At 35.2% G+C, this 26432-nt stretch carries 19 protein-coding genes; 9 read left to right on the top strand and 10 right to left on the bottom strand.

Going from position 1 to position 26432, the window contains the following annotated elements:
* Positions 1 to 148: 148 nt before the first annotated feature.
* The 10 genes from OA86_RS14115 to OA86_RS14070 form a co-directional block, all read right to left on the bottom strand.
* Positions 149 to 703 (bottom strand): hypothetical protein, encoded by a 555-nt coding sequence (locus OA86_RS14115; protein WP_126340501.1) that lies wholly within the window; start codon positions 701 to 703, stop codon positions 149 to 151.
* 11 nt (positions 704 to 714) lie between these two features.
* Positions 715 to 1755, bottom strand: coding sequence for a DUF2931 family protein (locus OA86_RS14110; RefSeq protein WP_039354561.1), 1041 nt, complete (start codon positions 1753 to 1755; stop codon positions 715 to 717).
* Between the two features lie 11 nt (positions 1756 to 1766).
* Complete coding sequence (locus OA86_RS14105) at positions 1767 to 2807, bottom strand: DUF2931 family protein (protein WP_039354558.1); 1041 nt, start codon at positions 2805 to 2807, stop codon at positions 1767 to 1769.
* 10 nt (positions 2808 to 2817) lie between these two features.
* Positions 2818 to 3798, bottom strand: a complete 981-nt coding sequence (locus tag OA86_RS14100) for a DUF2931 family protein (protein WP_039354555.1) — start codon at positions 3796 to 3798, stop codon at positions 2818 to 2820.
* A 64-nt stretch (positions 3799 to 3862) separates the two neighbouring features.
* On the bottom strand, positions 3863 to 6211 hold the full coding sequence (locus tag OA86_RS14095; RefSeq protein WP_039354551.1) for a T6SS phospholipase effector Tle1-like catalytic domain-containing protein: 2349 nt from the start codon (positions 6209 to 6211) through the stop codon (positions 3863 to 3865).
* 10 nt (positions 6212 to 6221) lie between these two features.
* Positions 6222 to 6716: a DUF4280 domain-containing protein gene (locus OA86_RS14090; protein WP_039354548.1), complete on the bottom strand. Its 495-nt coding sequence runs from the start codon at positions 6714 to 6716 to the stop codon at positions 6222 to 6224.
* A 29-nt stretch (positions 6717 to 6745) separates the two neighbouring features.
* Positions 6746 to 7726 (bottom strand): hypothetical protein, encoded by a 981-nt coding sequence (locus OA86_RS14085; protein WP_039354545.1) that lies wholly within the window; start codon positions 7724 to 7726, stop codon positions 6746 to 6748.
* 155 nt (positions 7727 to 7881) lie between these two features.
* Positions 7882 to 9243 carry a DUF5458 family protein gene (locus tag OA86_RS14080; protein WP_039354542.1) on the bottom strand — a complete coding sequence of 454 codons (1362 nt, stop codon included), beginning with the start codon at positions 9241 to 9243 and terminating at the stop codon, positions 7882 to 7884.
* A 6-nt stretch (positions 9244 to 9249) separates the two neighbouring features.
* The gene (locus OA86_RS14075) at positions 9250 to 9702 is read right to left on the bottom strand and encodes a type VI secretion system contractile sheath small subunit (RefSeq protein ID WP_039354540.1); all 453 of its coding nucleotides are present in this window, start codon (positions 9700 to 9702) and stop codon (positions 9250 to 9252) included.
* Between the two features lie 436 nt (positions 9703 to 10138).
* Positions 10139 to 10663, bottom strand: a complete 525-nt coding sequence (locus tag OA86_RS14070; protein WP_169743957.1) for an RNA polymerase sigma factor — start codon at positions 10661 to 10663, stop codon at positions 10139 to 10141.
* Positions 10664 to 10758: 95 nt separating this feature from the next.
* Here OA86_RS14070 and OA86_RS14065 point away from each other — a divergent pair, with 95 nt between their 5' ends.
* The 9 genes from OA86_RS14065 to OA86_RS14025 all read left to right on the top strand — a co-directional run bounded on the left by OA86_RS14065 (position 10759) and on the right by OA86_RS14025 (position 26410).
* The gene (locus OA86_RS14065) at positions 10759 to 11853 is read left to right on the top strand and encodes a FecR family protein (protein ID WP_039354537.1); all 1095 of its coding nucleotides are present in this window, start codon (positions 10759 to 10761) and stop codon (positions 11851 to 11853) included.
* Positions 11854 to 11875: 22 nt separating this feature from the next.
* Positions 11876 to 15430, top strand: a complete 3555-nt coding sequence (locus tag OA86_RS14060; RefSeq protein ID WP_039354534.1) for a SusC/RagA family TonB-linked outer membrane protein — start codon at positions 11876 to 11878, stop codon at positions 15428 to 15430.
* Between the two features lie 20 nt (positions 15431 to 15450).
* Positions 15451 to 16839, top strand: coding sequence for a RagB/SusD family nutrient uptake outer membrane protein (locus OA86_RS14055; RefSeq protein ID WP_039354531.1), 1389 nt, complete (start codon positions 15451 to 15453; stop codon positions 16837 to 16839).
* Positions 16840 to 16949: 110 nt separating this feature from the next.
* Positions 16950 to 18104: a TlpA disulfide reductase family protein gene (locus OA86_RS15430; protein WP_126340499.1), complete on the top strand. Its 1155-nt coding sequence runs from the start codon at positions 16950 to 16952 to the stop codon at positions 18102 to 18104.
* A 104-nt stretch (positions 18105 to 18208) separates the two neighbouring features.
* On the top strand, positions 18209 to 20197 hold the full coding sequence (locus OA86_RS14045) for a protein-disulfide reductase DsbD family protein (RefSeq protein ID WP_039354528.1): 1989 nt from the start codon (positions 18209 to 18211) through the stop codon (positions 20195 to 20197).
* Positions 20198 to 20313: 116 nt separating this feature from the next.
* A complete protein-coding gene (locus OA86_RS14040) occupies positions 20314 to 23244 on the top strand; it encodes a M16 family metallopeptidase (RefSeq protein WP_039354525.1) in 2931 nt (976 codons plus the stop codon).
* Positions 23245 to 23565: 321 nt separating this feature from the next.
* Positions 23566 to 24555, top strand: a complete 990-nt coding sequence (locus OA86_RS14035) for a type I phosphomannose isomerase catalytic subunit (protein ID WP_039354585.1) — start codon at positions 23566 to 23568, stop codon at positions 24553 to 24555.
* An 11-nt stretch (positions 24556 to 24566) separates the two neighbouring features.
* On the top strand, positions 24567 to 25334 hold the full coding sequence (locus tag OA86_RS14030; RefSeq protein WP_039354522.1) for an HAD-IIB family hydrolase: 768 nt from the start codon (positions 24567 to 24569) through the stop codon (positions 25332 to 25334).
* Positions 25331 to 26410, top strand: a complete 1080-nt coding sequence (locus OA86_RS14025; RefSeq protein ID WP_039354519.1) for a glycoside hydrolase family 130 protein — start codon at positions 25331 to 25333, stop codon at positions 26408 to 26410. Before OA86_RS14030 ends, OA86_RS14025 begins: the two co-directional genes overlap by 4 nt.
* Positions 26411 to 26432 lie beyond the last annotated feature (22 nt).

Raw genomic sequence — 26432 nt, 5'->3', positions numbered from 1 at the left:
CGAAAGATGGATTAGAGCTTTATCTGGGAATACAAAAATGGTTATTGAGATATCACAACAGAAGTCATCAAGGAATACAGCTTAAAAAACCACTGGAAAAGTATAAATCAGCAGCATAAAAAACAATTAAGAAACAGCTAATTGTGGTCTAGAGAAATGAGGGTAGAATATTGATTCCATCGTTTGCAATTGCGTAATTATATAATTGCTCTTTAATAGATAATAATTCTGGTATTACAGTATAGTATTTTTTAATCTTATCAACGTCAAATGGCATTTTTGCATATTTTTCACAAAATGTTTTCATAATAGCAAAAGGTATAAACTGATAGGTATTCGGCAATTGTTTCCGAACGCCATATAAAGTATATTTTGTACTGAAAGATAATTTATCCAATTTTGAAAAATTAGTTTGTAATTGTTTTTCAATAATGAATTGTTCCCTTCTGTACCATCCTTGGCTAATGTATTTTTCTTTTGTTTTTTCGAATTTTTTCAAAGCTTCGGAATTGCTTTCTCCAAATTCCGTAAACTCATCCAAATATCGTTTTTCATCAGTTGTTTCACTGTAGCCACCTCCAATATCGGAATGAACTCCCGGCATCGTAACTTTATAAGGGAATTGATCTTGTCTGATTTTACTTTTCTCCTGACAAGCCAAGAAAAAAAATGACAATAAATATGGAAATAGAATTTTCTTCAATTAATTAATTTTTACCCGCCCCAAATATTTTCAATCTTATATTTTGAAAGCGGAACAATTTCATCCTCACATTTTACGGATAGTTTAAAATCATTGTACATAAAAGTGGGAACAACTAAAATGTCCATCGGTTTACCGGGATGTTTGTTTTGGAGGTCATCAAATACGGAAAGCATTTCCTTATCATTAAAAGTTATTTCAGTTTTGAATTTTAAGAAAGTAAAATAAACATGTGATGGTATTGAGGCAGAAAGATATCCATTTTTATCTACATCCTCTTTATATAAAATGGTTGCTTCCCCATTAAAATATTGATGGGACTGGAAAGTAAATTTGTCTTTTTCATCATAGGGTTTAAAAAGAAATCGGTAATTATATTTCTTCCGATACGAGTCCCAAAGACCAAAGGGAAGACCTTTTTCTGTAATTTTTGTTTGAATGCTGTCGGGAACTGTAATTTTAAATAATGAATCAAAAAATTGCTGCTGATCATCTCCATCTGGATTATCATAGAAATCATTTACATTAACAAAAACTTCATTTGCCTGTAGCCGGCAGATTTCTATACGATGATGCATCTGAGATAGCCAGATAACAATAACTCCACCAGGTGCTGTTCCAATTGTAAAAGTATCATAAGTACTATGAAACATTTGATTATCCTGCTTTGCACCAGGAGATTCCATAAGAGTGAAACCTTTTCGAAAGGTTTCTAGAATTTTAGCTTTTGGTAATGCTGCCTGAACTCTGTAAAACTTCTTTTCAGCGTATGCTACATAAGTGAGATCTATAAATGACGGAATAACTGAGCCACTTTGACCACCTGCGCTTCCATCATTTTTCCATCCACCTTGGGTCATCCCCGTTTTAGGCACTCCACAAATCAGTTGCTTTTTTTCATCTGAAAGAAAGCCGATATGTACTTCTACGGGATATCCTTCCGGAGCACTTACAGTAACTTCATAAGGGAATTGATCTTGTCTAATTTTACTTTTCTCCTGACAAGCCAGAAAAAATATTGAAAATAAAAATGGAAATAGAATTTTCTTCAATTAATTAATTCTTACCCGCCCCAAATTCCTTTTACCTTAAAATTTGTTAGTGGTACAATTTCGTCCTCACACTTCACTGAGAGTTTAAAATCATTATACATAAAAGTGGGCACAACTAAAATATCCATGGGTTTACCCGGATGTTTACTTTGCAATTCATCAAAAACATTGAACATTTCTGTATCGTTGAATTCTATTTCTGTAAAATACTTTTTAAAGTAAAACTTGATATTATATGGAATACTTAAATTTTTATATTCTTTTTTAGCAATTTCTTCAGGTTGCAAAAATGTGGTAACTTCTCCATTATAATAATGGTCTGTTTCCGTAACAATTACATCATTATCATCATATGGCTGGAATGTAAAGCGATAATTATATTTTTTAAGATATTGATCCCATAAACCATAAGGAATCCCATTTTGTTCTATTTGAGTTTTAATACTGTCAGAAACTGAAATTCTAAATAATTCATCAAAGAAACCCTGTTGTGTTCTTTCGTGAGGATTATCATAAAAATCGTTTCTATCAACGAAAATTTCTTTAGCTTGTAAACGGCAAATTTCTGTCCGGCTACTTCCCCCTAAAAAAACTACCACTACACCGCCCGGAGCCAATGCAACTGTAAATTTGTCGTACGTTGAATGCACAAGATCTATTTTTTCACTTCCAGACATTACTTTTTCTACTAAAAATCCTTTTTGAAATGCAGCCCGAATTTTATCCGCTGGTAGATCTGCTTCTACACTATAGAATTTTTTCTCTGCGTAGGCAACATAAGTAAGATTAATATGGTATGGAATAGAAAAACCTCCTTGTGCTGCTGCAGCGCCATCAAATTGAAATCCACCTTTTGCCATACCGGCTTTGGGGATTCCGCAGATCATTTTTCTATCTTTATCTAAAAGCCAACCTTCATGTACTTCTACAGGATACTCTTCTGGTGCACTTACCGTCACCGAATAGGAGAAATTATCTTTTTTAATTATGTTTTTTTCCTGACAAGCCAGAAATAAAAATAATAGTAATGTGATGATAGTAGATCTTTTCATTAAAATATTCTTACCCGCCCCAAACGCCTTTCACCTTATATTTTGTCAGGGGGACAATTTCGTCTTCACACTTTACAGAGAGTTTAAAATCATTATACATAAAAGTGGGCACAACTAAAATATCCATCGGTTTCCCGGGATGTTTATTCTGAAGTTCATCAAAAACATTGAGCATTTCTGTATCGTTGAATTCTATTTCTGTGAAATACTTTTTAAAGTAAAACTTGATATTATAGGGGATACTTAAATTTTTATATTCTTTTTTGGCGATTTCTTCAGGTTGGAGAAAACCAGTTACTTCGCCATTGTAATAACGGTCTGTTTCTGTAACAATCACATCATTTTCATCATAAGGCTGAAATGTGAAGCGGTAATTGTATCTTTTAAGATATTGATCCCATAAACTATATGGAATACCATTTTGTTTGATCTGAGTTTGAATATTGTCCGCAATTGCAATTTTAAACCAAGAATTAAAAAATTGTTCCTCATTTTCATTATCAGCATTTTGGTAAAAATCATCTACTTTTACATAGGTTTCTTTTGCCTGTAACCGGCAAATTTCTATGCGGTCACTGCCGCCTAAAAAAACCACCACTACTCCTCCTGGAGCTAATGCCACCGTAAATTTATCGTAAGTTGAATGTATAAGATCTATTTTTTCAATTCCAGATGTTACTTTTTCTACTAAAAAACCTTTTCGAAATGCAGCCCGTATTTTATCCGCTGGTAGATCTGCTTCTACACTATAGAATTTTTTTTCTGCGTAGGCAACATAAGTTAGATTAATATGGTACGGAATGGAAGAACCTCCTTGTCCTGCTGCAGCGCCATCAAATTGAAATCCACCTTTTGCCATACCGGCTTTGGGCATTCCGCAGATCATTTTTTTATCTTTATCTAAAAGCCAACCTTCATGTACTTCGACAGGATATTCTTCTGGTGCAGAAACAGTGACGGAGTAGGGGAATTCTTCAGATTGATTATTCATATTATTTTCTTTACTATTACAGCTTATCTGCAGAAATAAGCAGAATAAAACTATTATATTTACTTTAATGTACATCTCTTTTTCTTTTTCCGTTAACAATGTTAGGTTTATCCTTACCTGAAAGAAATGTGCCCGCACCTTTTTTGGGATCGCCATAGGATGAATTCCAATGCAGATAATGATTTCGTAAAAATTTTATACTTTCATTTTTTTTATCCGCTTCTGCATTCATTCTTGCCTGACCATCTATTTGCCGTTGATTTCTTTCTGCGATATACACTGATGCCATAGGACTATTACTACCATAAATTATGGGCGGTTCTATATATTTTTTCGGTTCAGAAAAAATAATGCGTGAACCTCCATTAAAACTGTAATCCCATAGTTTTGTTTTAATTCCTTTTAAAAATTCTACGTTTCCGATAATCCCGTTTTTTGTAGAATTTTCTTTAAAGTTATATGCTTTTTGTACTGCCACTTTATTGATGGGTGCATTTTTTAAGGTACAAAACTGCGCCATAATGTGAAGTGGAATAAAACTGTACTGGTTACTAAGATGAGCGCGCTTGCCTTCCAAACGATAAAACTTACCTGCAATTCCCGCTAATAAAATACCTGTAGCATAAAAATGAGCAGAAAGTTCATTTTCTTTAAACCATCCCTGACTAATTAATTCACTTTTTAAAGAAGCAAATCCGCTTTCACTCCGCCCAACATCAATCCTTGGCGGATTATCTCCGTCGCCTTCCACATATGAACCTCCTACATCACAATGTACACCAGGAAAAGACAATTCTATACCGCCTTTTTTTCCGGAACCAGGTGAGGTTTTCGCTACGCTGGAAATATCTACCAGATCAAAATTGGCGCGGTGTTCGTCGCCGGCGGTAATATGTACTACATAATTTGCTTTATTTACATTATTTAAACCTAAATCTTTGGCGTCATTGCTTTGGAAAAGACCATGGTGCGGTACGGTATCATAGATTCCCACAAATCGGATCTCTATAGTGGTGGAGGGACTTAGCAAATTAGCTTCTTCTAAAAGTTGCCCCAAATAGCCGAATGCAGGCATTGATTTTGTGGCGTATTCTGTTCCTAAGGAATAGCCAAATTGATCTTTAACTCTAACACTTTCTTTATTATAATTGACTTTTGGCTTATAGGCACCGCAAGTAATAACATGTACAAAATGGCGCGCGGCAGCAGCACCGCGGCTGAATCCGAAAACATCGAATGTAATTTTTCCGGCACTGTCCTTTCCAATTTTTAATTTTTGATTTTTTATCATTGTTACGGTATCCCGAATACTTTTCCGAACCCTGTCTGTAATTCCTGCGCTTCCCATTCCAAACCCTGGACCTTCAGCCAAATCATCTCCCTTATAATCTTTTTCGCTAAGTTCAGTCCCCTGTGCTTTCGGAGCAGAATTTGTTCCGATGCCTTCAGTATATATTTTAAAAATTTTTGAACTTGGATTCTCGTCGTAATTTTTAAAAAGAATTGCAGGATTTGAAAGATCATTTTCATAACTGCTGTCTTTTAATTTTGGACTGCCATGGTCGTCATAAATGCCGGCTGCATTTACATTTGCTTTGAGTCCTGTAGTTTTAGTTTGTTGCTTGCCTTTTAATTTATAATATAATTCTGTATTATACATATTATTCAGCGTACCATCTATAAAAATTCCAAATGTAAAATTAACGGGATTTGTGGGAGTTTTTACTGTAGTTTCCACTTTAGCCACTACCACAGGCTTATTTGTAATTTGCGGTTTATCTAATGACTTGCTAAGTTCATTATGAACGGTAAGTTGAATTTTTTCTTCAGTTTGCGAGATATGATTTCTGTATTCTATTTTTACATAATATTCGTGTTCACTTTCATCGATCCAATCTTTATCATTTAATTTTGTTTGATATAAACTGAGATGATTAAAATAAAGGTATGCAAATCCATTTTCATTTACGGCACTGGTATCATAAGTTCCCATTGGTCTGTCTCCAGTGGTATCATCTTCAAATACAGAAACTTTTAAGGAATCTCCAACGGGAATATTAGTTGTTTTTACTGCAAGTTTAACTTTGTCTAAATATTTGACAGTTCTGTTTCCTATGGGTTTACCTTTAGAATCCTGCCATTGTAAAGAAATTACTTTCGGTTTTCCAGCAAGGATTGTTAGAAAGGTACTGTAAGCAATTTCTTTTTTATTTTGAATGGTAATTGCAATAATTTTTACAGTCTTTCCCGCAAGGTTTTGATGAAATTTAAAACTTCCTATGACATTCGTACTTAAAGTTTTTCCATTATACTCTATTTTCCACAATTTCACAGAGACCTTTCCTTTAATATTAGTTAAGGTATAGGAATATTGCGTATTTGCAAATGGACGTATATTACCAGTGATATTCATAGGGATTCTTTTAAAGTTTTACCAAATCATCTTCAGCCAATTCCTCTTCTTCCTCCCCCAAATCAACGAACGGCATCAACTCCGCCAACACCTCCTTATCCGCATTCTCCACATTTTGCTGAGAAACTTCTGAAATTTGGCCGTGGTTATCGATTTTAATGCAATCAGGTCCACCAATCGGGCAGGTTGCTTTGCTGTCTTCCAGCAGCGCTTTTCCATTATTGTCTTGCAAGGTAATTTTCTCGTAAAAACCAGTCCAGGTAGTGACGATTATTTGGCAGGGTTTATAACCACCTCCCGGAATCGGTTGCATTTTGCAGGGACCAAAAGTGTTTTTTTCGAAAGTAGCAGCTCCAATATCCATATTAGTCGCCATCAATTTGGTGCTTCCATCTTTATCATTGATGAAGCGCTTTGATTGCGTGAGCACTTTTAACTTGTCGGGAACAGTACCGAAATTGCAACTGCAAATGGCGCCTTGGCATACTAAATGTTTTTCACTCATTTTGTGTTTTTTAGAGATTCCTAAATTTACTAAGAATATTCCAATTCATACAATTGAAAAATAATCTTATATTCCACATTTTTTTCAAATGCGGAAATAAAACCAATTATCGAAAAGATTTCATGCGTTTCTTTGTGAAATTTGTAAACTAAATCTAATTTTCCCTTCTCTCTATCTTTATTAAAAATATTTTCCTCTTCGTATCCGGTGATGTTTAAAGCAATTTTATCACCTGTCGTATATTCTTTTTCTAAGTTGTATTTTGTCTTAAACGTGATGTCTTCCTTAAGATTTGCAAAATAAATTGATTTGAAATCTTCTTTCAGGACGTTTGAATAATTTTGATAGACGTTCAGAAAAAAAAGTTTGAAAAAAATATTTCTATTCAATAATTCCAGCTTTGTATCTAAATCAGAAAAAGCTACATCCAATTTCTGGAAAATTTTATCTGCGGTATCAGATTGGTAATATTCCCTTAATTTAGGTTCACAATCCTTTTTCCAATTGTCGGCAATTGTTTTACTATTTAAAATATGATCTAACCGTCCGCTTTGGTCTGTCGAAATCTGCATGGGGTACAAAGCCTGTTCTGCTTTCTCAAAAAGCTGCTCAACAGTCTGATCAATTTCCTGATCATTAACATAGGTTTTTTCTTTGGTAATCTCTACAAATTCCGAATTATGCTTTACATTAACCTGATAATGAATTTGCAGTTCTTTTGGTAAGTATTTAATGAGAACACCATATTTTTTAACCGTAACATTTTTTGGTAAATTGAGGGTGGTACTTTTCAGAAGTCTCACCTCTCGAACCTGAAAATTTTGGGCTGGTAAATAAACATACTCGACATGTTTTGGCAGAGAAATGGGTAATAATTCTGCAATGGAACAAAATCTATTATGAAAGGTCACCAATTCTAAACTGGTGAGATTATATTCAGAGGCTACCTGCTGAAGATTAAAAACACCTTCAATTTTTAGTTTGATAAATCCTAAATCATCTTTCTTCATTCCTACATTTTTAATTAAATAATTAATTTAACACTTATAAATTCTAATTTTAAATTCCAGCCATCAAATTAAATTTAAAAGAAAAAAATAAACATATAAAATGGGATACACTCCGAAGAAATATATCCCATATATTAAATTGTAAAATTTTACACTTATTCCTGCTGGTATTCAGATTCCCATTCGTTACCATCATCACCTTTGTGACCATCAAGTTTTATAACAAAACTTTTGGTCGGAAAGTAAGGAGTCATTCTAATATCTAACCAAACTCTGTCTTTATTTACTTTGTCCTGTTCAAAACGCACAATTTTAAATTTCTCGATTAATTTATCGGCACCTTTGATACCGTCGAGGAAAGTAACGATCTGTTTTCTAAGATCATCCTCATTTTTCGGCGTCCAGTTTTCAAAAGCTCTTCTATTTAAGAAATCTAAAAGCACTTTAGTCACATAGTCAAAAACACGCACTACAGAATAGGTCTGTAAACCGATATTATCACCTGTAAATAATGTTTTCGCAGAGAATGCCATGATTTTTCCGTACTCGCTTACCATAGGAACCAAGCCCATTTTTTCAAGTTGAGAAATTTCACTTTTTTTCAAATCAAATTTTACAGCATCTACTTCATTAATGTTACCGTGCTTCTTACCTGCTGCGACCTGCGACATCAAAGTTCTGTGAATTTTTCCGGCCAAAGAGGTTGAAGGTGGAAGATCTACATTTTCCTCTTCGCCAACTTCTTCTGCTCTGCCTCTTCCAACCAGCCAGTTTGTGGTCATGATGACATTACTCCTGTGCAGTTCGCCACCTGTAAGATTTGCAGAATGAAAAAGATCTACAACATCATCAGGTTTATCAAGATTAGCAAAATCGGTGACCATCATCACCTTATTCTCATTACATATTTTTGCCCACTTCTCCACTACTTTATTAGATCCTAAATATCCTGGTAAAGCCAGAATAGAATAACTGTCACGAAGATCTAAACGGTCATAATTTTGTTTAAATTCGTCCCCAATTGCTTCTATAAAAAGTGGATTATCTAGATCTGTCAGTTGATCCATGGAGGCATTTACGATGCTTACATTGTCAACTTTATCGAGTTCTGTATTTTTGTAAAACTGGGCAACCGTTCTGTAGTTGGTTTCCATTTCACGAACACTGTCTAAGGTGTTTTTAAGATTACTTTTCAGATTTTTTTCTGCAGATAATGCTTTATCTTTGCAAGCTTCTGCCATAACATCAGCAGAATCTCCACTTTCGAGGAGGGAAATCCATAAGTTCAGTTTTTGTAATAAATCTTTTCGCTCTGTTCCTTTATTATTGTCGTTAAGAAAAATTTCTTTCCGCGCTTTTCGGGTTGGATTCATATTGGCAACGCCATCTACAACTGTTTCAATAAAATTAAAACCACCAACTTTATTTAATTCATCCAGTGAACTTTGCTTGTGTTGCGGTTTCCCTTGCTGTTGACCTTGTTCTTTTTGACTTTCCTGTTGTTTACTATTTTCCATCTGTACTTAGTTATCGTTTTTCAATTCTCCTGCCACGTCTTTTAAAACATCTACCAGTGCGTTTCTGGTAGCATCATCTGTCAAAATCTTTTTCAAAATTTTGTTATTTTTTAGTTGTCTTAAAATCTTATTATATTGCTCCTGCTCAACACTCAATTTTTTTAGATATTCTGAATTTTGAGTTAAACTTTTTGGTGTAAAATCACCTACAGTATTAAATCTAAACTCTTCATCTACAATAGTTCCATCTTCAGTTTCATGCTGTACACCAACTGAAGGTTTAAAATGTCTGAAGACATCTTCTACCGTTTTTAAGCCCTTCACTATTTCTGGCGCAAAAGGCTCTTCTTCTGTAAGTTTACTTACGATCAAAGATCTATTTTCCTGAATATGTGTTATTGCTTCGTTAGCGTCAACTTTTACTTCGTTACCACCAACGCCATAATCAAACATTGCCATAATCTTATTTTTTTTAATGTTACTACTTAAAGTTTAAAGATAAATATTTTTTTTAAATAATGGCAAATTTTAATTTAAAATAAATAATATAAAATTCGGAAGTAGAATATTGTAAATTGTGAATATAATTTTCTTTAAAGACAAGATTTAATTATTTAAAGAAACCTGATTATTTTAGTCCCCGTTTTTAAGATCAGGGAGTAAATTGGGGATTGTTTAAAGTGTTTTAGGAATATATAGTGGTTCACACCGTAAGGTTTATTGTTTATTAAATTCACATAAATCTTTTGAAAAGCGTTCTATATAATTTTCCAGAATTATTGTTTTCACCCTTCAAGTCTCTTAATATTTCGTTTGACATTGATTCAATTTTAATTTCGTTGTCTCTCGTATTTTTAATCGAAAATGCTAAAAACAAAGTTTGTAAAATTTGATTTTAAAAAGCTTCCCGAATAGCTTTTAAAGCTTTTGTCATGTGTACTTCAATCGTTTTTGTAGAAATATTAAGTTTCTCCGCAATTTCTTTATACTTTAACCCTTCTACTTTGCTCAGGATAAAAACCTCGCGGCATTTTGGGGGAAGTTTATCAATTTCACGACGTATTTTTTCTAAAAGAATCTCATTGTCATTCTCATCACTTATTTCGTCGATGGCTTCTATTACGACATCTTCAATATTCGGAAATTTACTTTTTTTCCGTAAATACATTAAATATTCGTGGTAAGACATCTTATACAAATAAGATTTGAGAGAGGTTGTTAAAACTATTTTATCCCGCTGTTCCCAGACTTTAACCATGGTTTGCTGCACCACTTCTTCTGCAAGATCACTGTCTTGCGACATTCTGGTAATAAACTGGGTGAGTTTGGCAAAATATTCCTCGTAAACTACTTTAAAAGCAATTTCCGAATTATTCTTAATGGAATCAAATAACTTCTTATCATCGACTATACCAAACAAAATGAAAAATTTTTAAAATAAAATTAATAAATATGAAAAATGAGTAGGGGATTTATAAATGCTATGCATCATACTAATAAGCAAATGTAAAACTAATGAGCGAAAATTTAGAAATTATAAAGATTATTACTGATTATTTTTCAGGAGAGATCTCTGAAATTAATCAACAAATATTAGATGAATGGTTGAAAATCCCCGCCAACAAAAAAGAATTTAAAGTTTACGCAAAAGCTAATTATCTCTACACCATACAACCAAATTATAAAGAGTTAGTAAAACCGAAAGATATCGGTTTGTTTAATCGTAATTATATGATGATTGCTGCAGTGATGTTGCTTTTGATTTCGGTTGGCTTTATTTGGAAATTTAATACACAAAGCATTTCTACTCCAAGTGCAGACCATATTAGTGTTGCCATAAACGGTGATTACAAAACTTTCAATGCTTCCAAAAATGTTCAGTTTTTATCTGATGAAAAGGAAGTTCAGTTGGCAAAGTATGAGAATGGGACTTTAAGAATGCTCAATAATACGGGTTCGAGCAATTTGACCATTAATGTTCCGAACGGGAAAAACCTAAAAGTTCTGTTAATAGATGGAACTCAAATTTTACTGAATGCAGGAACTCAGATCGCTTTTGAGTCCGACTTCGTAAAAAGCAATTCCCGAAAAGTTAATTTAAAAGGACAGGCTTTCTTTGAAGTTGCGAAAGATGCGGCTCATCCTTTCTATGTAGAAACAGAGCAGTTTACAACGAAAGTTTTGGGTACAAAATTTAATATTTCCTCTTATAAAACTGAAAGCGAAGCTTTCGTAAATCTCGTGGAAGGAAAAATTGAAGTCAGCGGAAAATTAATTGCGGCGAAAAAAATCCTTGTTCCGGGACAAAAAATAAATTTCGGTCCAGAAGTTAAAACCTTAATGGTAGAAAAAGCAACGCCGAAACAGGATATGGATTGGCTGAATAAAGAGATTTCTTTCGAAGATAACACCACAGATGAAGTTTTGAGCAAAATAGAGCGGGTTTACGGACTTCAAATCATCCGCAATCAATTAGAAGCGAACGATTTTCACTTCTCCGGAACTTATAAAATAGAAAATCTTGATCAGATCACCAATACACTTCAAATCTTGCTGAACTGCAAAATTCAGAGAGACGGAAGTAAACTCATTCTTATTTCAAAAAATTAATAAAATAGATTCGTTTAAAATCATGAAGAAAACATACCACAGCAGGTTACGACTTCCGAACGTTCGTTTGGGTATTGCCGCCAGTTTTTTATTGTTTGGTCTTACGCAGGCACAAATTTCAACCTCAGAAGATTCCGTTACCATTGAAAACGCTTTTAAAACCATTGAAAAGAAAACAGGTTACAGCATTTTTTATAAAAAGGAACTTTTCAATGCAGACGCAAAAATTAATCTTGAGAATCAGGATGATAACATACAGGCTTATCTTTCTGAACTGACCAGAAAAACAGGATTAAAATTCACGGTAGTTGGAAAGCAGATCATCGTAAGTGAAATTACAGAAATGCAGGTTTCAGGGAAGATCTCTGAAACCGGTAATGTTGCTTCTGCGAATGCTCAGGTTTCAAATTTATTTACTTCGAGATCTACTGTTGCAGATGAGAACGGAAACTTTACTATTCCAGCAAAACTTGGAGACATTCTTTTGATTACAAGAGGTACGCTTTCAGAAAGAGTAAAAGTGAATGGTAATATTTTAGATTTTGTTTTGGAACCGCTTCTTTCGGAATCTGCGAATGAAACAGCGATAGAAGGCGTTCTGATCACGGGTTATCAAAGAGTTGATCCCAATAAAGCCGCTGCTTCTTACACCACGGTGAACATGCAAAATTTTCAGCGTCGTGGAAATCCAGATATTGTAAGTTCTTTGGAAGGTCTAACTCCCGCGCTTTTGGTTTATTCAGATCCTTCAAATCCTGGTTCTAAATTATTCAATTTAAGAGGAGTTGCAACCCTTTCTGGAAATACAAAACCTTTAATTGTGGTAGATGGTTTTCAGTATGATGGCGATATCAACAGTATTAATCCTTACGAAGTTGAAAGCATTACCTTATTAAAAGATGCTGCTTCAGCTTCAATTTACGGTGCTAAATCAAGCAATGGGGTGATTGTGATCACGACAAAAAAAGGAAAAAAAGGTGAGACGGTTTTCCGTTATACGACGAATTATTCTATCAGTGATAAAGTAGATTTAAATTATGCGATGAATCGTGTAAATTCTTCTCAGCTCGTAGATATACAAAGCATTTCTCCTAAATCGGTTATCGGATCCGGCGGTTTGCTTTACGATTATGAAAGCGAATTCAATGATCCTTACAATTATCTGGGGAACACTTTTTCAAATTCTACCAACGAAGTTTATCTTCTTTATGCAGATCTTCAACAGGGAAGAATTACGCAGGACCAGTTAGATTTGAGACTGAGCGTTCTTCGAAGCAGAGATAATACCAACGATTTGCGAAGATTATATCTTCAGACGCCGATGATTTCTCAGCACAACATTTCTGCTTCCGGTGGCGGTGATTCATTTAAGTACAGAACTTCTTTGAATTATACCAAAGAGTACGGAAATATTCAGGGGTCCGAAAACAATAAAGGTATTTTTGATTTCGTGATGGACGCTAAATTATCACCGAAATTATCATTAGACTTGCAAACTAATTTTACGCTGAGAAATGATAAATTGACACCGGTTGATTTTTACAGCGATAATCCGAATGATCTGAGTAATGTTTTCAGAATAAGTTCTTATCAGAAATTTTATGGACCAAATGGAGAAGCACTTCCTGTTTATAAACCATTAAACTATGATACAACCAATAGTTATGGTGGTAAAACTCCTTACGAAATCCTGCGATTAAAAGAATTGGGTCTTTATGACGAAACTTATTATCCGGTCAATGATTTCAATAAATATACGAACACTACAGACAGTTTTATTTCGCGGGTTCAGGGAATGTTTACTTACAAATTGACTTCTGACATAAATTTAAAATTTGGCGGCCAGTTTTCTAAAAGCAGCAGCACGAACGAAAGAATTGCAGACGGTGATTCAAACGAAATGTTTTCCCTGCTCAATAATACGACTCAGCTTCTTGAAACAACTGGAAACATCAAGAAAACCTTATTACCACTTGGTGGAAGAAAGATTGAGAATAAAACTGATGTAACCAACTATTTACTGCGACTTCAGGCAGATTATGATAAAAAATTCGGCGATCATTACATCAATGCAATTATTGGAGGTGAAGTTCAAAGAAATCATACTGTAGGAACAGTGAGCGACTTTTTTGGATACAACAGAAACAGCAATACTTTTGTACAGACCGACAAACTCTTTGCAAATTCCCTGTTGTTTGATGTTTATAATCCAGGGGGATTCTTAGAAAGAGTTAACTTTTTTGATCAGTTGGTTGATCTTGATGACCGTTTTGTTTCGATGTACACGAACGCCAATTATTCCTTCAAAAATAAATATGTTTTAACAGGAAGTGCGCGGATCGATCAGTCTAACTTTTTCGGAACAGATCCTCAGTACCGTTTCAAACCATTCTGGTCTGTTGCAGGAAAATGGAGAGCAGGAGCTGAAGAATTTTTGGGTGCTAATAAAAACACCATCGATTTGAGAGCTTCTTATGGAGTTAATGGAAATATTGCCAATAAATACGGTCCTTATGATGTGGGCAAAATTGTTCAGGGTTACGTCACCGATTATAATGCAGGACTTTCTATAGAGAATTACAAAGTTTCAGATTTGAGATGGGAACGCACGAATATTTTGAATTTAGGTACCGATCTTTCCTTCCTTAAAAAACGCGTGACTTTAGCGTTGGATTATTACAAAAAAGATTCTCATGATCTGCTTTCTATTATTGCAGCCGATCCTACTTTGGGAGCTCCGACTTTAATTAAAAACAGTGCTTCGATCATTAATAATGGTTATGAAGTTTCTCTTACTTCCCAGAATATTCAAAATGAAAAATTCAGCTGGAGCACGCAAGCGAATTTCCGTTACAATAAAGGGAAAGTTACTGAATCTTATTCTGACCAAAGTTCAGTAAGACAGATTTTAGGACAGGTTCAGAATATTGAAGGATTTGAACCAAACTCTATTTTAGTTTTAGATTACGCCGGAGTTGATAATCAAGGTTACGGTTTGATCAGAAAAAAAGACGGAAGTTTAGTTCAGTTGACTGATGATTCTTTCGGTGTTAAATTCTCTCAGGACGATCTTGTTTCTGGTGGAACTACTTTACCAAAATATACCGCATCGTTGAATAACACCATTAATTATGAAGGTTTTGGTTTATCATTCATGTTTGTTTATCAGGGAGGATTTTCTTTATTGAAAGACAGTTATAATGGAGAATCATTGTATGATGAGATCTCATTGGTGAACGCAGATGCTGCACATGCATGGCAAAATCCAGGTGATGAATTATCTACCAACATCCCAAGAATCAACAGTACGCAACCGTATTCTTTCGCAAAATATTCTACGAAAAACATTATCGACGGCGATTTTATCAGACTGCGTGATGTGATCTTAAGTTACACCATTCCTGCAGGGTTAAGTAAAAGCTTTGGCTTCAGTGAATTCACTTTGAATCTTAGAGCGAACAATCTTTTCCTTTGGACGAAAAATAAAGAAGGAATCGATCCGGAATCTCACGGTTTGGGTTACAGATATTACAAAACTCCAAAAACCTTCAGTTTAGGACTTAATGTTAGCTTTTAATAAAATTTAATTTAAAGAAAATGAAAAAATATATGTTACTGTTGGTAGGAAGTTTACTGCTCTTTTCCTGCCGCGATTATTTAGATGTGGTGCCAAAAGGCTATGTAATCCCAACAACAGTTGCCGATTATGGCTTATTACTTATCGGCGGAGATTCCGGTCCCAATGTTACGGGTAACGAACAGGTTCTTCACTACTCGAACGACAATTTTTATCTCTCTTCCACAGAAGTTGGAAACGTGAACAATCCTTTGAATACCAACTTTGCATTGTATTCATGGAGCGATTATCGTTACGCTGATCCTACCGTTGCCAATTCTGCGTGGAATGATGCCTACAGAAATATCTACACCTTCAATAAAATTATCGAAGAAGTAGACGGTGCCACTTTAGCAGCGGGAGATACCGAAGAATTGAGAAGAAAAATAAAAGCACAGGCTTATTATGGCAGAGCTTATGAATATTTATTCTTAGTTAATACTTTCTCAAAGCAATATACTGCAAGTTCTGCAGGTACCGATTTGGGAGTTCCTTTGGTTTTAAAAGCTGATGTTACCCAAAAATTACCTTCCCGTGGAACCGTAGCTTTCGTTTATACCCAGATCATTAACGATTTAAATATCGCAATTAAAAATTTACCTGATAATTCAGATATCAAATTGTTACCGACAGTTGCGGCAGGTTACGCGCTTTTGGCAAGAACAAATATTTATAAAAGTGATTATGAAAATGCAAAGAAGTATGCAGAAATGGCTTTGGCAAAAAATTCTACACTCGTCGATTATACGCAACCCAGTTTTTCAAATGACAATCTTTCTATCAAACTTAATGAGCAGTACGCAACTCACAGCATGAACCAGCCTGGAAATGGTTATTTGAGTGAGGATGCTGTATCTATATTTCCACAAGACGGTAGTGACATCCGATTAACCGAGCAGTTTATCGAAAATCCTGTCATCATCAATGGTGAAACGGTTATTAAATATATCATGGGAAGTTATGACTATAACTTTAAAGGAACGACTTCTGTTTCTGTTCCGGAAATGTACATTACGCTTGCAGAAGCCGAAGCACGTTTAGGAAACGCCGATACTGCAATAAATTTATTGAATTCTTTGCGCGACAAAAGAGTTTTGGATAATGTGCAACTCTCAACAGATGATTTTCCAACTGCGACTGCTTTGACTAAATTTTGTTTAGAAGAACGCCGTCGTGAAATGATCTACACCAACACGCGACTTTTTGATCTAAAACGGGAAAATCTAGAATCTGCATTTGCTAAAACCGCCATCCATAAAGTTCAGGGTAACAATAATATTACGATTACGGCAGAAGCCAATTCCAGAAAACTGATCATGCCAATTCCGGCGCAAGTTTTAAAGTTTAATCCTGATATGCCTCAAAACTAGAATTAAAAAATTATATAAATAAAAATAGGAGATCACCATTAACAAAAATCAAAAACGAAACATGTTGATTGGTGATTCCACAGGACAATAAAAAAAATAAGAAATTACATATGAAAAAATTAGTAGAAAGTTTTCTTCTCTCATTAGTCTTCGCCGCAACTGCGGTTTCGTGTTCCAAAGAAAAATCTGAGTATCAGGTGACGGTTAAATTACCCGCCGAATTTAAAGCAGATTCACTTTATCTTTTAGACTATAAAAATGAAAAAATAGTAGGTGTTACACCAGACAAAGACGGTAATTTCGTTTTTAAAGGAAAGGCTGCAGAAGCTGCACCAGCAGGTGTCAGTAATGATAAATTGCATCTTTACATTCCTTTCATTCTGGAAAATGATAATATCAATATCAATATTAAAGACCGTGATATGAATACTTACATCACAGGTGGAAAAATTCAGAGTATCGTTTATGGCTATGAGAAAGATCCCAATTATGCTAAATTAAATCTAGAAAGAAGAAAGGTTTCGAAAGAGCAGTTCACCAATCTTGACATGAATGATGAGGCTAAAGTGGAAGAAGCACGTAAAATCGTCAACAAAGTAGGTGATCAGGTGTATAAAATTAAAAACAATTATTTGAAAGAAGTTGTTGCGAAAGATAATCCACCAATGGCAAAAGCGATCGCTTCTACGATGATCAGCGACAAAGATTACACTGCAGAAAAAATCCTGGCAAGACTTGATAAGTACAAAAAAGAAGTTGGAAAAAGTGATTACATCACGTACTATGAAAAGATGATGAACGAATTCAAAACGATGGGCGACAATGCGAAAACGGTCACAGTTGGCAGCATGTACAAAAATGTATCCGGGAAAGACAGAAATGGCAACGAAATTAAATTAGCAGATATGGTTGCTAAAAATAAATATACCATTTTGGAATTCTGGGCAAGTTGGTGTGGACCGTGTAGAGGCGAAATTCCTAATTTAAAAAAGGCTTATGCTAAATACCACGGGAAAGGATTAGAAATCTTATCGGTTTCTTTAGATTCTAAAAACGACGCCTGGATCAAAGCTTTGGATGTTGAAAAAACGGTTTGGCCTAATGTAATTCTTGAAGGCGAATTTAGAAATCCACAAGTTGTAGATTACGGTATTACCGGTATTCCTGCAAGTTATTTAATAGATCAAAACGGAAAAATCGTAGCCTCGAACTATGAACTTCGTGAATTCGATTTAGATCGTACACTTTCTAAATTCATCAAATAAAAATCTAAAACTGCTGGCTGTTTAAAGAACTGGTTTCTTCATATTAAAATTTTTTTCCCATTTCTAAACCAGCAGTTTTTTCTAAAATTAAGTTCCTCCACATTATGAAAAAGTTTTTTTTCCTGTTTATAGGACTTTTCAGTTTGTTATTTACGGCGCAAGTCAAAGATCCTGTCAAAGTTGATTTTAAGATCAATGCTTTGGGAGACAATGTTTTCGAAGCCGTTTTTCACACGACCATCGATCAGAACTGGCATATTTATTCGAAAGATCTACCGCCAAACTCCGGGATTCCCACCGAAATTAAAGTTTCGGGAAGCGATGTTGAGCTCATTGGTGGCGTAGAAGAGATCGGTGAAAAGCATGATGAATATTCAAAAGCTTTTAAAGCACGAATTATTTATTACTCTGAAAAAGCTGACTTTAAACAAAAATTTAAGGTTAAAGATCCTTCGAAATTAGCCAAAGTAGAAGCTGAAATTTACTACCAAACGTGCGACGATAAAATTTGTTTAGCACCAAACACTTTAAGTTTCGAAAAATCAATCGAAAACGGAAAAGTTTTAGAGGACACAAAAACCGACTTGCAAACTTCGGTTGCTGATCAAGGCGACCAGTTAAAAGTGGCAAGCATCGATTTACAAAATCCTTTAACAGATTGTGGAATCGCGGCAGAAACACCGTCCGAAAATTACTGGTCTTATCTTTTACTCGGATTTATCGGTGGATTGATCGCGTTGTTAACACCGTGCGTTTTCCCAATGATCCCATTAACAGTTTCATTCTTTACGAAAGGAAATAAAGACAAATCAAAAGGGAAAAGAGATGCTTTTATCTACGGGTTTTTCATCCTGTTGATCTTCGTTTTGCTAAGTGTTCCTTTCCATATTATCGATGGAATTGCGGGGAATATATTTAATGAGATCTCGACTTCAGTTTGGCTGAACGTTGCGTTCTTCATCATTTTTATATTTTTTGCAGGGAGTTTCTTCGGCTATTACGAGATCACTTTACCAAGTTCAATTGCCAACAAATCTTCCAAAGCAGAAGAAGCAGGCGGAATGATCGGTATATTTTTTATGGCTTTAACTTTAGTGATCGTATCATTTTCCTGTACAGGTCCAATTTTAGGAAGTTTACTAGGAAGCGCCGTAACAGGTTCTGCAAATGTTCCCATGTTATTGACTTTCGCTTTAGCAGGATTTGGTTTTGCCTGGGCGATCGTTTTTGGACTTCTCGCATTATTTCCGCAGGCTTTACAAAGTTTACCAAAATCTGGTGGCTGGATGAATACCGTTAAAGTGGTTTTAGGTTTCATCGAACTTGGATTGGCTTTAAAGTTCCTTTCCAAAGCAGATCTTGTAACCAAAACATTCTTACTAAAAAGAGAATTGTTCATCGCTTTGTGGATTTTAATTACCATCGGTTTGGTTCTGTATTTATTCGGAATTATCAAATTTCCGCATGATGATAAAAAAGCCAAGATCTCCTGGACAAGAAAAGGTTTCGGAGTTTTAGGCGTAGCATTTATAGTCTATTTAATTCAGGGATTGATTCCTTCCGAAAGACCGCGACTTCAATTATTATCAGGGATTTTACCTCCAGTGAATGTGAGTTATTTCCATAAAGAATCCGACGGAATTTACGGAATGCATTCCGAACACGATTTCTTTACTGCTTTAGAGTTAGCGAAAAAAGAAAACAAACCAATCATGATTGACTTCACGGGTTACGGATGTGAAAACTGTCGTAAAATGGAAGAATTCGTTTGGAATGAACCGGATATTTTACCAACGCTTCAAAATGAATTTGTCCTTGTATCATTGTATGTTGATGATAAAGAAGCATTGCCAGAAGATCAACAAATAACGATTGATATGGGCGGCGGCAAAATGAAAAAAATTAAAACAATTGGCGATAAATGGAGTATGTTTCAGCAAGTCAACTTTAATAATAATTCTCAACCGCATTATGTTTTGGTTACGCCAGACGGAAAAATTATTAACAATCCAGTTTCAGGTTATATGCCAAAAGAAGATTTCAAAAACTTCCTGGAATGTGGTTTAGATTACTTTAAAAAAAATAAAAAATAAGCGATTATCCGTTCTTTGATCTTAAAGAAATTTCTTCCGCTTTTGCGTTAAAAAATCTTTAAGATTAAAACGGAGATTAAAAAGAAACTAAAAATAAAAAATAAATAGAAAGTTAAATGAAAAGAATTAAATGTTTATTTATTCTACTGTGTGCACTGGGAACTTCGGTACTCAGTAACGCGCAGGAACATGTTTGGAAAACGGAAACCGCAAACGGTTACACCTACAAATATGTCACAAATGATCCAATGCAGGCACGTTTTTACACCTTGAAAAACGGTTTGACGGTGATCTTAAGTCCAACCCCAAAAGAGCCAAGAATTCAGGCTTTCATCGCGGTAAAAGCCGGAAGTAAAACCGATCCTTCTACGAACACCGGTTTAGCGCATTACCTCGAACACATGATGTTCAAAGGAACCGACAAATTCGGATCGCTGGATTATGCGAAAGAAAAACCGGAGCTTGATAAGATCGATGCGCTGTATGAAGTCTTTAATAAAACAAAAGATGAGGCGAAAAGAAAAGCCGTTTATCATCAAATTGATTCCATTTCTGGCGTAGCGTCGAAATATTCGATCGCGAACGAATACGATAAAATGATGAGTTCGATGGGAGCGCAGGGGACAAATGCATTTACAAGTTTTGAAGAAACGGTTTATACGGATGATATCCCGACGAATTCCTTAGATAAGTATTTAGCAGTTCAGGCAGAACGTTTCAGAAATCCTGTTTTACGTATTTTCCATACGGAACTGGAAGCAGTTTACGAAGAGAAGAATAGAAACTTAGACAATGATGGAGCGCAGGCTTTCGAAACTTTATTGGCGAATCTTTTTGTGAATCACAATTACGGAAAACAAACCACCATCGGAACGGTTGAAGATTTGAAGAATCCTTCCTTAGTAGAGATCCGAAAATATTATAACAATTATTATGTACCCAATAATATGGGATTGATTCTTTCCGGAGATTTTAATCCGGATGAAATCATTAAAAAAATTGATCAGGATTTTTCTTATTTAAAAAATAAAGAAATTACGCCTTATCAATTTGTACAGGAAACGCCGATCACAAAGCCAATTATCAAAGAAGTAGTTGGTCCAAATGCGGAAAAAGTAATGATAGGTTACCGTTTGCCAAATAATAAGAACAAAGATATTCTGATCGCAGAATTGGTTGGTGATATTTTAAGCAACGGAAAAGCAGGTTTGCTGGATCTGAATCTGGTTAAAAAACAGAAATTGTTGTGGGCATCGGTTAGCGTTTTACCTTTGATCGACTATGGCGTTTTCACCGTTTCTGGCGCACCAACTTCCGGACAAACTTTAGAGGAAGTAAAAACTTTAATATTCCAGCAAATGGAACTTTTAAAGTCAGGAAATTTCGATCAGGAATTATTGACTTCAATCATCAATAACAGAAAGAAGGCCGAAATTATGCAGAGTGAGCGCTATGGTGAACGTGCAGATATTTTGATGGAGGCTTTTACTGATGAATTAGATTGGCAAACTCAGGTTGCAGCAACGGATGCTTTATCTAAAATCACCAAGCAACAGGTCGTAGATTTTGCAAATAAATATTTTGCCGATAATTACGTGGCAGTTTACAAGAGAAAAGGAGAATCTCCGGAAACTGCAAAAATTGTAAAGCCAGTGATCACGCCGGTAGAAACAAATACCGATAAGCAAAGTGCTTTCGTAAAAATGACCGACGAAATGCCTTCCAAAGAAGTGAAACCTGTCTTTTTGAATTATGATAAAGATATTCAGCGCGCAAAAATTTGTGGTGCAGAAGTTCTTTACGTTCAGAATAAAGACAATCAATTGTACAGACTTCGGTACCGCTATAAAATCGGAAAAAACAACGATCTGAAACAGGATCTTGCCGCGAAATATTTGCAGTTTTTAGGAACCAATAAAAAATCTTCCGAAGATATTTCTAAAGAATTTTATGAGATCGCAAGCAGCTTCAACATTATGACCGCCGAAGATTTTACCATGGTAACGATTGAAGGTTTGCAGGAAAATTTCGATAAAGCCGTGAAATTATATGAAGATCTTGTGGTAAATGCAGTTCCGAATGAAGAAGCGCTTATTGCATTGAAAGCCAGATTAACGAAATCCAGAACGGATATGAAGAATAACAAAGGCGCGATTCTTCAGGGATTAATAAGTTATTCGTCTTATGGAAAAGACAATAAATTCAATTATAATTTTTCTGATGAAGCGTTAAATAAAGTGACGGCGAAAGAATTGCTAGAAACCATCAAAAAGTTGAACAGCTACGACCAAACGATCATTTATTACGGTCCGGAACGTTTGACTGCCTTAATTTCAAAATTGAAAAAGTTTCATGCAATTCCAAAGAAGTTCGCAACACCACCAACTGCGAAAGTTTTCACGCAGATCATGACGGAAAAACCACAGGTTTTGTTTGCTGATTACGATATGGTTCAGGCAGAAACGCAATGGACAAGAAATTCTGGAATTTACGACGCGAAAAACCAACCATTAATTACAGTTTTCAATAATTATTTCGGTGGAGGAATGGGAACGATCGTTAACCAAACAATCCGCGAGAGTAAAGCTTTAGCTTATAGTACGTACGCATTGTATGTGAGTCCACGAAAAAAAGACGATCATTATTTTGTAACGGCTTATGTTGGTTCGCAGTCCGATAAATTCGCCGATGCGACAAAAGCGATGAATGAATTATTGACAGACTTGCCAAAATTTCCGGAGAATCTTTCCTTAGCAAAAGTTCAGGTTAAAAAAGATATTGAAAACGAAAGAATTATGCAGGACGATATCATCTTTGATTACTTGGCAGCGCGTGATCTGGGAACGAATAAAGATATTCGTGAGGATATTTATAATCAGGCAGGAAATCTGGAATTTAGCCAGCTGAATGATTTCTACAAAAAGAATATTTCCGGTAAACCTTACACTTATTCGGTTGTTGCTTCAGAAAAAAATCTGACGGAAGCCGATCTGAAAAAGCTCGGAGATTACAAAAAACTCCATCTGAAAGAAATTTTCGGTTATTAGTTTATTATAGTTGTTTGTGTTAGTCGTCTCTTCTTTTTAGAAGGGACGATTTTTTTTGTTTTTATTTCTAAATCTGTCGAGGTCATATTGTTCTATAAGTACGTTTTTTTATTTAAGGTAGAATTATAATCTATCATTTATGTAACTTTTGTAGCAAATATATAACACCATTTCCGTGATTATTGGTGACCTTTACGTGACTATTTTTTAAATAAACTGCATTAATCCGTTCATTTTTTTGAGCAATTAAAAGTGAATTTCTTTTTGTAGATGGTTTTAAAATTACAGAAACATCTGTTCAATATCTTAATAAAAATCAAGATGAGCACTCCAATTTATCCTTTGAAATTTGATCCTATTTATCAATATCGTTTATGGGGTGGCAGAAAACTGGCACATTTACTCTCGAAACCACTTCCTGAAAATGAACCAATTGGTGAAGCTTGGTTATTGAGCGACCGCGATGATCACGCAAGCAAAGTTTCCGAGGGAGAATTGAAAGGAACAACTTTAACAGAATTGATGAAAAAATTTGCCGTTGAAATAATGGGTAAAATTGAGAATCATTCCGATCGTTTCCCGCTTTTATTGAAATTTCTGGATTGCAAGGAAGTATTATCGGTTCAGGTTCATCCTTCCGATGATCAAAAACAATATATACCAAAAGGCGATTCAGGGAAAACCGAAGCCTGGGTTGTTTTGGAGACCAGTAAAGACAGCCGAATCTACGCAGGTCTAAAAAAAGGAACTACGAAAGAAAACCTTATAGAATCTATAAAAAACAAATCGGTACCCAACAGACTTCACAGTTTTGTACCCAAAAAAGATGATGCTATCTTTATACATTCCGGGACGGTTCATACACTTGGCGGAACGGTAGTTTTCGAAGTTCAGGAAAATAGTGATGTTACTTTTCGTCTTTACGACTGGGATAGAAATGATCCTAAAACTGGGAAACCTCGCGAGCTTCAGGTAGAAAATGCCATCGCCTGTATCGATTTTAATCAGGTTGATATAAAACCAGTAGTTCCTATGCAAAGTCCAGAATTTAAAAATGCTGAAATACTTTTCGATAATGAACATTTTAAACTTTGGCGCATTAAAAGCAAATCTGAATTTACAGTAGGTTTTAAAGATGAACCCACTATTTTGGTTTGCGCGGAAGGAAAAGGTTCAATAAAATATAACAACCAAGATTACTTAATTGGTAAAGGTGAAGTGATGTTATTGCCTGCAATTATTGGTCAACTTAACCTTCAACCCGAAGAAGAAATCATGTTGCTGCAGATCACAATTCCAGATAAAAAATAATTTTAAAGCAGATGAAAAAACTCGTTATATTTGATTTAGATGGAACTTTAGCAAAGAGTAAATCTGCTATTGATAAAGAAATGTCCGAACTTTTAAATAATTTACTCAATGTCGCAAAAGTTGCGATTATTTCTGGTGGAGACTGGCCTCAGTTTGAGAAACAGGTATTGAATCAATTACCTAAAAAAGCATTACTAAAAAAGCTTTCGATTCTTCCTACTTGCGGAACTAAATTTTACGAATATAAGAAAGACTGGAAGGAGTTATACGAAGAAAATTTTACAGAAGAGGAAAGAAAAAAAATTCTCGATCATCTGAAAACTGCGATTGAAGGAGCTCATCTCGATATTAAAAAAATTTGGGGAGATCAGATAGAAGATAGAGGAAGTCAGATCACCTTTTCTGCTTTAGGCCAAAATGCACCGCTTGAAGAGAAAAAAGTTTGGGATTCTGATTTTGTAAAACGCAAAAAAATTGTGGAGCCCCTCAAAAAAACCTTAAAAGAATTTTCTATCGGAATGGGAGGAACAACATCTATTGACATCGTGAAACCCGGAATTGATAAAGCTTACGGAATAAGAAAATTAGAGGAAATTCTGAGTATAGAAATCCCTGAAATACTCTTTATTGGTGATGCATTATTTGAGGGTGGCAATGATCATCCCGCCCGAAAAACCGGTGTAGATTGCATCCAGGTAAGAGACGACGAAGAGACAAAAAGAATAATAGAAACAATCATTGCCTGTTCAGTTTCTAAACCAAAAAATAAAATAGAATGATACCCTTCCAACTGCAGAGAATTTGTACCATCATGAAACCCGAAGAAGGAAATGAGCTGGAAGTTGAAGGCGTTCTGAACCCCGCAGTAACTCGCGGTCCAGATGGTAAACTATATCTCTTCCCGCGTTTGGTCGCTAAGGATAATTATTCGCGAATTGGTATCGCAAGAGTAAATTTTAATAAAGATGGAGATCCGGTCGATGTAGAAAGATTAGGAATTGCGCTCGAACCTGAAATGGATTATGAGAAGCGACCAAATGGTGGTGGAGGTTGTGAAGATCCGAGAATTACCTACGTAGAACCCGTCGAACACTACATTATGACTTACACGGCTTATGGACCAGATGGACCACGAATTGCGATGGCAAGGTCAAAAGATCTTTTTACCTGGGAACGCATGGGTTTGATCAATTACACGCATTATAAGCCAGTCGATTTTAATAATGTAGACGATAAAGACGCCAGTTTTTTTCCAACAGAACTTCCCAGTCCGCACCATCATCAATCGATTGCGATGCTGCACCGACCACTTTTTGCCGAAAGTATTCCTGATGAAACCGTTAAACTTGCTGACAATAGAAAAATAGACAAGCAAAAAGAAAGTATCTGGATTTCATATTTTAACCTCAGAGAAGGAAAAGATACTTCTTTAAAAGATGCAAAATTCACCTCTCATCATTGCCTCGCTCAGCCAATTTATCCCTGGGAAAATTTAAAAATTGGTGGTGGTGCTCCTCCAGTTTTGACCAAACATGGTTGGTTGATGGTTTATCATGGCGTGCAAAATGATAAAGATTCGACAAAAGATAATCCGAAATTTTGCTATTCGGCAGGGGTGATGATACTATCGAAAAAAAGACCCCAAAAAATACTGTATCGTTCTGCTGAACCTATTTTAGTTCCAGATTTAGCAGCAGAAAAAATCGGTATCGTTGGAAATGTGGTTTTCCCCACAGGAACGGATCGTCGTGATGATATTGGACAACCAAACAGAATTGATGTATATTATGGAATGGCAGATGACAGAATAGGCGTAGCGAAAATGGAAATCCCGGAGAATTTGCCCGAAAATTGAATGGAGATTCCATAAATCTTCA

Source organism: Kaistella jeonii (assembly GCF_000812865.1).
Classification (GTDB): domain Bacteria; phylum Bacteroidota; class Bacteroidia; order Flavobacteriales; family Weeksellaceae; genus Kaistella; species Kaistella jeonii.
The sequence above is the reverse complement of the archived record's forward strand: the minus strand, read 5'-3'. Positions and strand labels throughout refer to the sequence as shown.